Source organism: Microbacterium sp. 71-36 (assembly GCF_001898305.1).
In the GTDB taxonomy this organism is placed as follows: Bacteria; Actinomycetota; Actinomycetes; order Actinomycetales; family Microbacteriaceae; genus Microbacterium.
Window position 1 is genome coordinate 1765517 of record NZ_MKTP01000001.1, and the last position, 12916, is coordinate 1778432.

The window sequence follows — 12916 nt, forward strand, 5'->3', positions numbered from 1 at the left end:
GAAACTCAGTTTCACTCTACCCGGGACTCAGGTTCGGGGTGGACGGAGTCGAGGCGGGCGCGAGGGACGCAGGATCGGGAGTCGCACCGTGCCCGTCGGGACGGCGTCCGACAGGAGCGCGACCTCGTCGGGATTCCATCCGTACGTGTCGCGGACATGGGCTCCCAGGGTGGCGACGGGCGAAGGCAGGACGACCTCGACTCCGCGCGGCACGCCGACCGCGTTCGGATCGAGATCCCGCGCCGCCGCTTGCAGCTGGACGACGAGCGTGCGGACCCGCTCCTGACCGTATGCGGCGCTCGCCAACCGCCAGTCGCCGACGACCACGAGCGTGCCGGCCGAGCGGCGGCGCGTCGCGTCCAGGCGCGCGCGGGCGACGATCAGCCAGGCCGCGCACGCGGTGACGACGGACGCGGCCACGACACCGGTGATCATCGCGGGGACGAAGAACTGTCCCGCCAGGACGGCGGCCGAGTCCCACCCCGCGCTCACGCCGACCAGCATCCGCACGAGCGAGTAGACCGAGTACCCCGCGCTGACGATCGCGATGAGGAGAAGGGGCCGTGCCGGCTCCGCGGGAGACCGCAGCGCCGACCAGGCGCAGGCGGCGCAGGCCACCGCGACCGCGACGCCCTTCACCGCCAACGGCGACGGCTGCGGCACGGTCGTGGACACGACCGCGACGGTCACGGTCAGGGCGAACGCCAGTACGCCGGGCTCGAGGGCGCGACGTTCGGTCAGGACGCACAGCCCGACGAAGAGCAGGGAAGGGGCGAGAACCATCGCCGTGTCACCGATGATCTGGAAGACCATGCCGCCTCCGGCGCGCGAGATCACGTAGAGCACGCAGGCGCTCACGGCGCAGAACAGGAAAGCGAGCGTGAACCGGAGGAAGAGCCGCATCGTGCTCGGCCCACCGAGGTGGGGGATGGCGACGAGCAGGACGCTCGCCACGACGGCGATGCTGATCGCGAGCAGCGCCATCGATAGAGCCACGGCACCCTCACCCCCTGTTTCGCCGCCCCGACCGGAGGCGAGCACTCAGCGTAGCCCGCACGATGGGCGGCCACGTGTCGCTCACCGCGGTCTTGACCTCGGTCGGCCCGGGCTGTTCGTTCTAGGCTCGTCGGATGGACTTCACGCTCGAACGGGTCGCCGTCGACGATCCGCGGGCCGTCGCCCTGCGCGGCATCCTCGATCTCGATCTGGACGAGCGGTATCGCGAGGCCGACGCCGACGATCCCCCCGGAGTGGCCGAGGAGCGCGCCGAGGCCCTCGCCGTTCACGAGGACCAGGTGGTCGCAACCTTCCTGGCTGTGGATGCCGACGGCACCGCGCTCGGCCACGCGATGCTGCGTCGTCTCGGCGAGGAGTGGGAGCTCAAGCGACTGATCGTCACCGCGGCCGCGCGCCGACGGGGTGTGGGCCGCGCGCTCACCGGAGCGGTCGTCGCGCGGGCGCGGGAGGGCGGCGCTCGGCGCGTCATCCTGCAGAGCGGGCGGATGCAACCGGAGTCGCTCGCACTGTATGCGGGAACGGGCTTCACGCCGATCCCCGTGTACGAGCCCTACGTCGCGACGATGCCCGACTCCCTGTGCTTCGAGCGGGTGCTGTGAGCATTCCCGACCCCCGTTTCGAGGTACCCGACGTCGTCCGGGGCCTCGCCGGGAACGCCGACCTCGAAGCGGTGTGGGTGAACAAGATCGGCGGGGTGACCTTCCGCGCGGCCGGCCCCGACGGCGTCCGTTTCGTGAAATGGGGGCCGCTGAACGCCGAGACGTCCATGCGCGCAGAGGCCGAGCGGCTGCGATGGGCCGCTCCGTACACGCCGGTGCCCGTGGTGCGGGACGAGGGGCGGGATGCCGCGCACGAGTGGCTCGTCACCGACGGCCTCCCCGGCCGCTCGGCGGTGGATCCCCGCTGGGTCGTCGACCCCGGCCGCGCGGTGATCGCTCTCGGCCGCGGGCTCCGCGCGCTGCACGAGACCCTCCCGGTCGACCGGTGCCCCTTCGCGTGGGGAGTGCCCGAGCGGGTCGAGAACGCCGCCGTCCGCGGCATCCGCGTGCCGGAGGCGCTGCGAGCCGCGCCCCCGATCGACCGTGCGGTCGTATGTCACGGCGACGCCTGCGCCCCGAACACCCTCGTGGACGACGACGGGGAGTGGACCGCGCACGTCGACCTCGGCGCGCTCGGGGTGGCCGATCGGTGGGCGGACATCGCCGTGACTGCGATGTCACTGGAGTGGAACTACGGACCGGGGTGGGAGCCCCCGTTCCTCGACGCGTACGGCGTCGCCCCGGATCCCGTGCGCCAGGCGTTCTACCGCGACCTGTGGAACGCGACCTGACCGGTCCTCCTCAGCCCCCGACGAAGCGGAACGCGCCCGTCGCCACGGCGGCGGTGAGCGCGACCCCGATCAGCACGATCGCCCCGGCGAACGCGATGCCGTCGCGCGGGTGCAGCCGAGAGGGCCGCGACCAGGTGCGGTCGACCGGGGCTCCGAAGCCGCGGGCCTCCATCGCGGTCGCGAGCGTCGTGCCGCGACGGACGGCGAAGACCAGGAGCACGAACGCCATGCCGAGGAAGCGCCGCAGGGCTCCCCGGTCGCCGAGGCCGCGGGCGCGTCGGGCGAGGGTCATCGTGCGCCAGTCGTCGACGAACAGCCCGACGGTGCGGGCGCCGGCGAGCACGCCGAGCACGAACCGGCTGGGGAGTCCGGCGACCTGCGCGAGCGCGTCGGCGAGCTCGGTCGGATCGGTGCGGCCGAACAGCAGGATCGTGGGGAGCCCCAGGGCGAGCACGCGCAGCATGACCGCGAGCGACAGCGCGATCGAGTCGTCACTCACCGTGGCGAACAGGAACTGACCGTAGACGGTTCCCCCCGGCTTCGCGTACAGGAGCATGCTGACCCCGGCGACCGGGGCGAACACGACGACCGGCACGAGTCGCCGCAGCACAGTCGCGACCGCGAGCCCGGTCAGGGGGATGCACGCGAGTTCGAGCACGATCGCGACCGATGCGCTCACCGGGTCGAGCGTGGCGAACAGCGGTACGGACAGCACCAGCGCGATGAGGATCTTCGTGACCGGGTTGACCCCGTCGAGCCACGCCGCCGTGCGCCCGACCACGGCGATCGTCGCGGTCACGCGGCGCCCTCCAACCGAATACGGTGCTGGCCGAGGTGACGGATGACGTCGGCGTCGTGGGTCACGGCGACGACGCTCCGCCCGCGCGCGATCTCGCGCTGTAGAAGCGCGACGAGTTCGCTCCAGCCGCGGCGGTCCTGACCGAACGTCGGTTCGTCGAGAACGATCACCGCGGGAGCGGACGCCAGGACGGTCGCGACCGACAGCCGTCGTTTCTGCCCGCCCGAGAGGGTGAACGGGTGGGCTTCGGCGAGGGATGCCAGGTCGAGGCGCTCGAGCAGTTCGTCGACGATCGCGTCCACCTCGGCCGTCGGCATCCGGAGTGCCCGCGGTCCGACGGCGAGCTCTTCTCGCAGCGTCGACGCGAGGAACTGGTGCTCGGGCTCCTGGAACACGGTGCCGATGCGGGTGAGCAGCTCGGTGGATCGCCACCGCGACGGACGGCGGACGCCCCGGGCGGCGAGCCCGGGCGTGGCGACGACCTCTCCCGCGAGCTCCGGCAGGAGACCCGCGAGGGTCAGAGCGAGCGTCGACTTGCCCGCGCCGTTCGGGCCCGTGACGACGGTACCCGCGCCCTCCGGAACCATGACGTCGAGACCCGCGAGGACCGGCGTCCGGCGGTCCCGGCCGATCGTGAGCGCGGACGCCGAGAGCACGGCATCCGTCGACGGCGAAGCGGGAGCGAGCAGGGGCAGCTCGACCGGACGTCCCGGCACCCACACACCCGCCGCGGCGAGCGCCTCACCGTGCTCGGCGAACACCCACGCCGGCGGACCGTCGGCGAGCAGCCCGCCGCCGGGCGCCAGCACGATCACGCGCGTCACGAGGTCGGCCCACACGGCCGTGCGGTGCTCGATGAGCACGAGGGTCGTCTCGTCGCGCGCGACCACCCGCTCCACCGCGGCGCGCACCTCGCGTACGCCGTCCGGGTCGAGGTTGGCGGTGGGTTCGTCGAGCAGCAGCAGCCCCGGACGCATCGCCAGCACCCCGGCGAGCGCGAGCCGCTGCTTCTGCCCGCCCGACAGGGCCTTCGTCGGACGATCGAGCGGCACGTCCAGACCCACGGATGCCAGTGCCTCCGCGACGCGCGAGGGAATGGCATCCGCCGGCAGGCCGAGGTTCTCGCAGCCGAAGGCGACGTCATCGCCGACCTTGGACAGGACGACGCCGGACTCGGGGTCCTGCAGGACGAGGCCGATGCGGCCGCGCTGACCCTCCGGCGGCTGCCGGTCGACCAGGATCCGACCCGTGGCCTCGCCCTCGTCGCTGCCCCCGAGGAGTCCGGCGAGCCCCGCGAGGAGCGTCGACTTCCCCGCCCCGGACGCGCCGAGGAGCAGCACCCGCTCCCCCGGCTCGATCGTGAGGTCGACATCGCGGGTGGCGGGCAGCCGGCGACCGGCGTAGCGCCACCCCCAGCCGTCGACCTCGACGCGCGCGGGATGCGGCATCAGACCTCGCGGCGGCGTTCGCGTCCCGCGGCGAACCGGCTCAGCGCGCCGCTGGCAGCGAGCGCCCGGACGAGGAGCCACCCCACGACACCGCCGAGCACCGCTCCCGAGACGATGAGCGTGCCGAGGTAGAGGAGGTTGAACTCGGCGGTCTTGACGATGTTGCCGGTGAAGAACTCGAGCACCCACGCGCCGACACCGGCTCCCGCACCGGCGAGCATCGCGACCGGCAGCGAGAAGCGCAGGTAGAGGAACGCGAGGAAGATCAGCTCGGCACCCAGGCCCTGTGCGAGTCCCGAGTAGATCGTGCTGATTCCCCACACGTTGCCGATGAGAGCGGACACGACCGCGGCGATGACCTCGACGAGAAGTGCCGCGCCGGGCTTGCGGATGACGAGACCGCCGACCACACCGCCGAGCAGCCAGATGCCCACGGCGATACCGCCGAGGCCGGGTGTGAGCCCGTCCATCGCGGCGAACCACAGGCCGCCGACGGTGTTCCATCCCCAGAAGACGAGACCGATCGCGACGCCGAGGACCGCGGCGACGACGATGTCGACGACGCGCCAGCGGAAGCGGTCGGACGTGGCGACGGCCGGGGCCGTCCGGGCAGACGTGGACGTGTGCATTTCTTCTCCTCCCTGCGCCGGCATGATCCGGATCAGGTTCGACGGTCGAAGCGTGGGTCGCTTCCTCTCAGCCCGGCTCACCGGACTCCCGTGGTTGTGGTTCCCGAGTATAGGACTCCTCGCCCGCCGCCCGGAGAATCCCCTTGATCGGCAGGTCCCGATCTGCTCGACTCGGACGACACGGCGCCGTCGCCCATCACCCGGAGGACATCATGAGGATCGACCTGACGAGCATCTTCGTCGACGACCAGCGCGAGGCCCTCGCGTTCTACACCGAGGTACTGGGCTTCGTCCTCCACCACGACATCCCGCTCGGTGAGGCGGCGTGGCTCACCGTCATCTCCCCGGAGGGCGGCGCGGAGCTGCTCCTCGAACCCGCCGATCACCCGGCCGTCGGGCCGTACCGCGAGGCGCTGGTGCGGGACGGCATCCCGCTCGCCCAGTTCGCCGTGGACGACCTCGTGGCCGAGCACGCGCGTCTCATCGAGCGCGGGGTCGTGTTCACCCTGCCGCCGACCGACGTGGGGACCGCCCTCATCGCGGTGTTCGATGACACCTGCGGAAACCTCATCCAGCTCGTCCAGACCACGGCCGCGTAGCTGCCGCGGCGCGCGACCGCGCGCTGCACGGCGAGGGCCTCCCCCGGGGTAGCGTGGGCGAGTGCACGACCAGACACCGGCCACACGGCGCGAGCTGCGTGACCGGGTCGATCCCGCGCCCGATGCCCCCGCACCCGCGGCCTCCGTCGATCCTCCGGCGGCATCCCTCGCTCCCCCGCCCGATGGAGACCCGGCGCCCGCACCTCTCCCGTCCGCTCCGGAACGCATCCTCATCGGCGGACCCATCGCATTGACGTGGGTCGACCCGGCGTCGGCGGACTCCCCCCGTCCGACTCCGGAGTTCGCGCTCACCCCGGCAGGACCCCGCCCGCCCGATCTGCTCGCGGGGCGCCGCCGGCGTGCGCTGCGTCCCGGCACGGTCATCCCGCCGCTGCTGCTGATGCTGCTGGTCGCCGTGTACGCCGCGGTCACCCTGCTCTGGCCGCTGAACGCGGTCTCGCCGCGCGTCACGCCGCTCGTGGTGCAGTCCGTCGCGGCCCCGGCCGCGTCGCCGGCGTGGCCGGTCCAGGGCGAGGCGGCGGTCGCGGTCCAGGGCATGCCCGACGTGCTGTCCTCAGGGGAAGCCCCCCAGTCGATCGCGAGCATCACCAAGGTCGTCACCGCGCTGCTCGTGCTCGAACGACTTCCGCTGGCTCCGGGCGAACAGGGCCCGACGTACGGGTTCACGCAGGCCGACAGCGACGACTACTGGCAGTACCGTTTCCGCGGCGAATCCTCCCTCGACGTCCCCGTCGATGGCACCCTGACCGAGCTGCAGATGCTCCAGGGCATGCTCATCGCCTCGGCCAACAACTACGCTCAGCGACTGGCATCCGATCTCTGGCCGTCGAACGCCGATTTCACCGCGGCCGCCGCTCGCTACCTGGCTGAGCGCGGAATCTCGGGCATCACGATCGTGAACCCCACCGGGATCGAGGCCGGCAACACCGCGACTCCCGCGGCTCTCATCGCCCTCGCCGAGAAGGCGTTGCAGAACCCCGTGATCGCCGAGATCGTGCGCACCCCCGAGATGTCGCTGCCGGGTGCCGGAACGTTCAAGAACGGCAACCCGCTTCTGGCCGACGCCGGCGTCGTGGGGATCAAGACCGGAACCCTGGATGCCTGGAACCTGCTGTCGGCGAAAGCCCTCACGGTCGGCGGGATCACCGTGCGCACCTACGCGGCCGTACTCGGCCAACCCGGCCCCGATGAGCGCGATCAGGCCAGCCGCGACCTCTACACGCGCCTCGCCGAAGAGGTGCAGCTGCGCACCTCGGTGCCGGCGGGGACGGTCGTCGGCAAGGTCTCGACGCTGTGGGGCGAAGACGTCTCGCTCGTCACGGCGACGGACGCGCAGAACGTGCTGTGGAACGGCGCGAGCGCGACTCCCGGCACGTCGTTCACGCTCGGCGACGCGCGGGACGCGGGCTCGACCGTCGGCGAGTTGATCGCCACCGGCCCCCTGGATGCCGCCACCGTCGACGTCCAGCTGGAGAGCGACATCGAGCCGCCGAGCCCCTGGTGGCGGCTGACGCACCCGCTCGACCTCTTCGGGCTCAACGACTGACGTCTCTCGACGGCGGGGCCGTGCGGCGACCGACCCGTGTGACGGCGACGTGTGGGCGCGCTCGCCCGCGGCGTCCCGATTCCGCTTCCGTCGCCTCGCACTCGCCCACCACAGGATCGGCGAAACTTCACCCGCGCCGTCTTGCCGCGAGGAAACACCTGATCATCGCGTGTTTGTTGCGGCCGGCGATGCCACGCACCCCTCCTCCCCAGTAGGCGCGATGTCGGATCTGTCCCGATGTGGCGCCTCGGGGCCGCTGTGATGTCGGACCCCCTCGCTAGCATGCAGACATGTCCTTCGATTTGCGTTCACCGCTCCCCGATGACGGGGCTGTCGCCCTGTCCGCGGTGCTGCGTGAGGTGCGGGCGATGGATGCCGAGGTCGCCTCCGCCGAGGCCCGGCGGGTGCGGGCGTTGGCCCGGGCGGGGCACCTCGCCCTCGACGCGACCGCGGGGCTGCGGGCGTCGTCGCGGGCGGCCGAGATGGCGCTGCGGGAGGTCGCGTCCGAGATCGCGGCCGCCGAGTGCGTGTCCGATCGGAGTGTGCAGGGGCAGATCGGGTGGTCGATGACCCTCACCGATGATTTCCCCGTGACCCTGGACGCGTGGGAAGCGGGGGCGCTGTCCCGCGCGCACGTGCGGGTGATCGTGGATGCCGGGACCCCACTGCCGTCCGAGCGTCGGGAGGAATTCGATGTCCTCGCCGTCGCCACCGCCGAAGGGCTCAGTCCCGGGAGGTTGAAGACGCGCCTCGCGGCGTTGGCGGAAGCGCTGCAGCCCACCACCCTCACCGAACGCCACCGACGCGGCCGCGAGACCCGGTGCGTCCGCGTCGTTCACGGGCAGGACGGGATGTCCGACCTGATCGCGACGCTGCCGACGGTGCTGGCGGTGGGGATCTACGACCGGCTCGTGCAACAGAGCGCGGCGATCGTCGACGCACGCCGCGAGGCGCCGGCAGATGACCGGGAGGGAACAGCACCCGCCCCCGACGCCCGTACGGCCGATCAGGTCCGCGCGGACATCCTCGCCGACATGCTCCTCACCGCCGCGCCCGACGCCGACCCCACCCGCGGCGACGACGGCCCCGGCACACTCGGGGCGATCCGCGCGCGGGTGCAGGTCGTCGTCCCCGCGCTCACGATGCTCCGCCCCGGCACCGAGAACTCCGACGCCGCCGCCCTCGTCGGCCACGGACCCATCGACGCCGACACCGCCCGCAACCTCGCGGAAGCCACCGCCGTCCCGTGGGATCGCGTCATCACCCACCCGGTCTCGGGCGAGGTACTCCGAACCGACACTTACCACCGCACCGCCGCGATCGACCGACACCTCCGCGCCCGCGACCGCCACTGCCGCTGGCCCGGCTGCACCACCCCCGCCGTCCGCTGCGAAGTCGACCACACCCGAGACCACGCCCTCGGCGGCCCCACCAACGTCACCAACCTCGCCCACCTCTGCCAGCGACACCACACCCAGAAGCAGTTCACCCGCTGGAAAGTCCATCAACTCCCCGCCGGGGTACTCGAGTGGACCTCCCCCACCGGACGCGTCTACACCGACGAACCACTGCCCTACTCACCCGCGGTCAGATTCCTCCCAAACGACCCCACCCCACCGCCACCGCCGCGCACCGACCACGACCGAGAATCAGCGCCGTTCTGAAGCCGTCGTCCAGCGCGTCCGCGCGCACGCACGCCGACGCGGATGCACATCGGCGCGAGAGCGCGACAGCGCCGTGCGGTGCGCGGCGTGCGGTGCGCGGCGTGCGGTGCGCGGCGTGCGGCGTGCGGCGTGCGGCGTGCGGTGCGCACCGTCCCGAGTGCCCGCGCGCGCCCGCGTAGCCTCGACGCATGCCCCACGTCCTCGTCACCGGCGCCGCGCGCGCGAACAGCATCGCCGCGGGGATCGTCCCCCGGCTCGAAGCCGACGGCTGGGACGTCGTGACCAGCGACCTCGATTCGGGCGACTACCCCTGCGACCTCGCGAGCCCCACCGCTCCGACCGAGTTGGTCGAACGCGTCTCCCGCGACCGCGGGCCGATCCACGCGCTCGTCCTGAGCCACGCGCACGGCGTGGAGTCCGGCATCCTCGACACCACCGCCGAGAGCTTCGACCGCCACGTCGCCGTCAACGCCCGCGCGACCCTGCTTCTGATCGCGGCCTTCGCCCGCCAGGTCGACGAGACCGGCGGCGCGATCGTCGCGTTCACGAGCGACCACACCACGGGCAACCTCCCCTACGGCGCCTCCAAGGGCGCACTCGACCGCATCGTGATCTCAGCCGCCCGGGAACTCGGTCCGCGCGGCATCTCGGCCAACGTCGTGAACCCGGGTCCGATCGACACCGGATGGATGGATGCCGAGACCCGCGACGCGCTGACCGCCCACCAGCCGCTCGGCCGACTCGGCGTTCCGCGCGACATCGCCGGGATCACGGCGTTCCTGCTGTCACCCGAGGGTCGGTGGATCAGCGGACAGCTCCTCCACACCGACGGCGGCTTCTCCGCGCGTTACTGAGCGTCCCGCGCGACGGCGTCCGGCACGACCGCGTCCGACGCGAGCGCGTCCGGCGTGCTAGCGTCGCCCGCAGTGACACGGGGTGCCCCACGGGGCTGAGAACACACCCGTCGAACCTGATCTAGTTCGTACTAGCGAAGGGATGTCGCGAATGGTCGTTCGCACGTCGTCGTCTCCGTCCACCGCTCTCGCCGACCTGCGGGACGCCCCGCCGCTCGTGCAGTGCATCACCAACGCGGTGGTGACCAACTTCACCGCCAACGCCCTCCTCGCCCTCGGCGCCTCACCCGCCATGTGCGACATCCCCGGTGAGGCGGGGCTCTTCGCCGGCGTCGCCGGGGGCGTCCTGGTGAACCTCGGCACCCCGACCGCCGAGCAGCGCGACGCGGCCCGCGAAGCCGTCGCGGCGGGAACGCCGTGGGTGCTCGACCCGGTCGCCGTGGGGGCGCTGCCGGTACGCACGGCCCTGGCCCACGATCTGCTCGCGGCGCGACCCGCGATCGTGCGGGGCAACGCGTCCGAGATCCTCGCCCTCGCCGGCGCCGGGGCGGGCGGTCGCGGCGTCGACTCGACGGACTCCCCCGAGGCCGCGGTCGACGCGGCCCGCGCACTCGCGGCGCGCACCGGCGGGACGGTGGCCGTCTCGGGGCCGGTCGACCTGATCGTGGATGCCGGGCGCACCGCGCGCGTGCACGGCGGCAGCGTCCTGCTCACCCGCGTCACCGGCGGCGGTTGCGCCCTCGGCGCGGCGATGGCGGCGCTGCTCGCGGTCGCCGACGGCTTCACCGCCGCGACGACGGCGAGCGCGATCTGGGCCGTGGCGTCGGAGCGCGCAGAAGCGGCCTCGACCGGACCGGGGTCGTTCGCCGTCGCTTTCCTCGACGCCCTCGCCGCGGTGGAGCCCGCCGACCTCGACGGGCGGGTGACGGTGTGAGCGCGCATGACCTGTCGCTGCACCTCGTGACCGATCACCGGATGCCGTTCGCGCGCGTCGTCGAGGTCGTCGACGCCGCAGCCGGATCGGGGGCGAGCGTCGTGCAGTTCCGCGACAAGGACGCGTGCGGACGCGATCTGTTCGATCGTGTGACGGCCCTGGCCGACGTCATCGCGGGCCGGGCGACGTTCGTCGTCGACGACCGCGTGGACGTGGCCCTCGCCGCCCGGTCCGCCGGAGCCCGCGTCGACGGCGTCCATCTCGGCCAGAGCGACCTGCCGGTGATCGCCGCGCGCTGGCTGCTCGGCCCCGACGCCCTCATCGGGTGGACGGCGAACACCCCGGCGCACTTCGCCGCGGCCGCGGGGCTTCCGGCCGGGACCGTCGATTACCTCGGCGTCGGCGTGATCCGCGCGACGGCGACCAAGCCCGATCACCCGCAGCCGCTGGGGGTCGACGGGTTCGCCGCGCTCGTGGCATCCGCTCCTCTGCCCTGCGTCGCGATCGGCGGCATCGAGGTGGGCGATGTCCACGGGCTGCGTGGGGCCGGGGCCGCGGGCGTCGCGGTGGTCTCGGCGGTGAGCGGAGCCGACGACCCCGCCGCCGCCACCCGCGAGCTCCGCGAGGCGTGGGCATGATCCCCCGCGTGCTGAGCATCGCCGGTACCGACCCGACCGGGGGCGCCGGCGTCCAGGCCGATCTGAAGAGCATCTCGGCGTTCGGCGGCTACGGGATGGCGGCGGTGACCGCGCTCGTCGCGCAGAACACCCTCGGCGTGCGCGAGGTGCACGTGCCGCCGACGGACTTCCTGACGGCGCAGCTGCGGGCTGTGAGCGACGACGTCGAGATCGACGCCGTGAAGATCGGGATGCTGGGCTCGGCCGAGGTCGTCGCCGTCGTCGCGCGCTGGTTGACCGAGACGCGGCCGCCAGTCGTCGTGCTCGACCCCGTGATGATCGCGACCAGCGGCGACCGGCTGCTCGACGCCGACGCCGAGGCGGCCGTGCGCGACCTGTGTCGCCTCGCCGACCTCGTCACCCCGAACCTGCCGGAGCTGGCCGTGCTCGTGGGCGAACCCGTCGCCGCCGACTGGGACACCGCGGTCGCGCAGGCACAGGCGCTCGCGGCCCGCGCCGACACGACCGTTCTGCTCAAGGGCGGGCATCTCACGGGCGAGGAGAGTCCGGATGCCGTCGTCGACGCGGCCGGCATCCACCCGGTGCCCGGCCGTCGCGTCGCCACCCCGCACACCCACGGCACGGGATGCTCGCTGTCGTCGGCGATGGCCACCCTCGCCGCGCACGGCTTGCCCTGGCCCGACGCCCTCGTGCGGGCGAAACGCTGGCTCACCGGCGCCCTCGAGAACGCCGCCGAGCTGCACGTCGGGCGTGGGAACGGACCGATCGACCACCTGCACGAGCTGCGGCCGCACCTCGACCTCGCCCCGTCGTGGAGCGCCGCGCGATGGGCCGAGGCGGCAGCGGTGCGCGCCGACGTCGACGACTGCCCGTTCGTGCGGGGGCTGGCATCCGGTGATCTGGACCGCGCCGCGTTCACCTGGTATCTCGGGCAGGACCTGCTGTACCTGCGGGAGTACGCCCGCGTCCTGGCCCGCGCCGCGGCCCTCGCCCCCCGAACCGAAGAGCAGCGGTTCTGGGCGGCGGCGTCGGTGTCGTGCCTGGCGGAAGAGGCGTCGCTGCACGAGTCGCACGTGGATGCCACGGGCCTCGTGCCCGCGGCGGCCACCGTCGCCTACACCGACCACCTGCACGCTGTGTCGGCGGACGGCTCGTACGCGGTGCTGGTCGCGGCTGTTCTGCCGTGCTTCGTGCTGTACACCGACATCGGTGCGCGCTGGCGCGGCACGTTCACCCCGGACCATGCGTACGCCGACTGGCTCACGGCCTACGGCGACGAGACGTTCGCCGTCTCCTCGGCGGAGGCGTCGCGGATCGCGGATGCCGCGGCCCGCGACGCCTCACCTGCGACCCGGGCCGCGATGGGCCACGCGTACGCCCGCTCGATGCGGCGGGAGCTGGCGTTCTTCGAGGCACCGCTGCGGCGGTGACGGCCCG

13 protein-coding genes and 2 riboswitches are annotated in these 12916 nt (G+C 73.0%); of the genes, 9 read left to right on the forward strand and 4 right to left on the reverse strand.

Annotated elements, in window-relative coordinates; genetic code table 11:
- Window positions 1-27 precede the first annotated feature (27 nt).
- On the reverse strand, window positions 28-996 hold the full coding sequence (locus BGO45_RS08350) for a hypothetical protein (protein ID WP_292692637.1): 969 nt from the start codon (window positions 994-996) through the stop codon (window positions 28-30).
- A gap of 134 nt (window positions 997-1130) precedes the next feature.
- On the opposite strand from BGO45_RS08350, the gene BGO45_RS08355 reads away from it, so the two are divergent.
- Entirely contained in the window at window positions 1131-1616 is a 486-nt protein-coding gene (locus BGO45_RS08355; protein WP_292692640.1) for a GNAT family N-acetyltransferase, read from the forward strand.
- The gene (locus tag BGO45_RS08360) at window positions 1613-2347 is read left to right on the forward strand and encodes an aminoglycoside 3'-phosphotransferase (protein WP_292692643.1); all 735 of its coding nucleotides are present in this window, start codon (window positions 1613-1615) and stop codon (window positions 2345-2347) included. The genes BGO45_RS08355 and BGO45_RS08360 overlap by 4 nt, the downstream gene beginning before the upstream one ends.
- Before the next feature lie 10 nt (window positions 2348-2357).
- Here BGO45_RS08360 and BGO45_RS08365 read toward each other — a convergent pair whose 3' ends face one another.
- The 3 genes from BGO45_RS08365 to BGO45_RS08375 all read right to left on the reverse strand — a co-directional run bounded on the left by BGO45_RS08365 (window position 2358) and on the right by BGO45_RS08375 (window position 5223).
- Entirely contained in the window at window positions 2358-3146 is a 789-nt protein-coding gene (locus tag BGO45_RS08365; protein ID WP_292692645.1) for an energy-coupling factor transporter transmembrane protein EcfT, read from the reverse strand.
- Entirely contained in the window at window positions 3143-4594 is a 1452-nt protein-coding gene (locus BGO45_RS08370; RefSeq protein ID WP_292692647.1) for an ABC transporter ATP-binding protein, read from the reverse strand. Before BGO45_RS08370 ends, BGO45_RS08365 begins: the two co-directional genes overlap by 4 nt.
- Window positions 4594-5223, reverse strand: coding sequence for an ECF transporter S component (locus tag BGO45_RS08375; protein ID WP_292692650.1), 630 nt, complete (start codon window positions 5221-5223; stop codon window positions 4594-4596). Before BGO45_RS08375 ends, BGO45_RS08370 begins: the two co-directional genes overlap by 1 nt.
- A riboswitch (TPP riboswitch) is annotated at window positions 5216-5325 on the reverse strand. It overlaps the preceding gene by 8 nt.
- Window positions 5326-5435: 110 nt before the next feature.
- Between BGO45_RS08375 and BGO45_RS08380 the strand changes: the two genes are divergently transcribed.
- From BGO45_RS08380 to thiD, 7 genes are all read left to right on the forward strand, one after another.
- Window positions 5436-5822: a VOC family protein gene (locus tag BGO45_RS08380; RefSeq protein ID WP_292692653.1), complete on the forward strand. Its 387-nt coding sequence runs from the start codon at window positions 5436-5438 to the stop codon at window positions 5820-5822.
- Between the two features lie 61 nt (window positions 5823-5883).
- Window positions 5884-7389, forward strand: coding sequence for a D-alanyl-D-alanine carboxypeptidase (locus BGO45_RS08385; RefSeq protein ID WP_292692656.1), 1506 nt, complete (start codon window positions 5884-5886; stop codon window positions 7387-7389).
- A 290-nt stretch (window positions 7390-7679) separates the two neighbouring features.
- Window positions 7680-9053 (forward strand): HNH endonuclease signature motif containing protein, encoded by a 1374-nt coding sequence (locus BGO45_RS08390; protein ID WP_292692659.1) that lies wholly within the window; start codon window positions 7680-7682, stop codon window positions 9051-9053.
- Between the two features lie 188 nt (window positions 9054-9241).
- Window positions 9242-9907 carry an SDR family oxidoreductase gene (locus tag BGO45_RS08395; RefSeq protein ID WP_292692661.1) on the forward strand — a complete coding sequence of 222 codons (666 nt, stop codon included), beginning with the start codon at window positions 9242-9244 and terminating at the stop codon, window positions 9905-9907.
- A gap of 68 nt (window positions 9908-9975) precedes the next feature.
- A riboswitch (TPP riboswitch) is annotated at window positions 9976-10067 on the forward strand.
- A complete protein-coding gene (gene thiM, locus BGO45_RS08400) occupies window positions 10059-10841 on the forward strand; it encodes a hydroxyethylthiazole kinase (RefSeq protein ID WP_292692664.1) in 783 nt (260 codons plus the stop codon). It overlaps the preceding riboswitch by 9 nt.
- Window positions 10838-11479: a thiamine phosphate synthase gene (thiE, locus tag BGO45_RS08405; RefSeq protein ID WP_292692667.1), complete on the forward strand. Its 642-nt coding sequence runs from the start codon at window positions 10838-10840 to the stop codon at window positions 11477-11479. The genes thiM and thiE overlap by 4 nt, the downstream gene beginning before the upstream one ends.
- Complete coding sequence (thiD, locus tag BGO45_RS08410) at window positions 11476-12909, forward strand: bifunctional hydroxymethylpyrimidine kinase/phosphomethylpyrimidine kinase (RefSeq protein ID WP_292692671.1); 1434 nt, start codon at window positions 11476-11478, stop codon at window positions 12907-12909. The genes thiE and thiD overlap by 4 nt, the downstream gene beginning before the upstream one ends.
- Window positions 12910-12916: the final 7 nt, after the last annotated feature.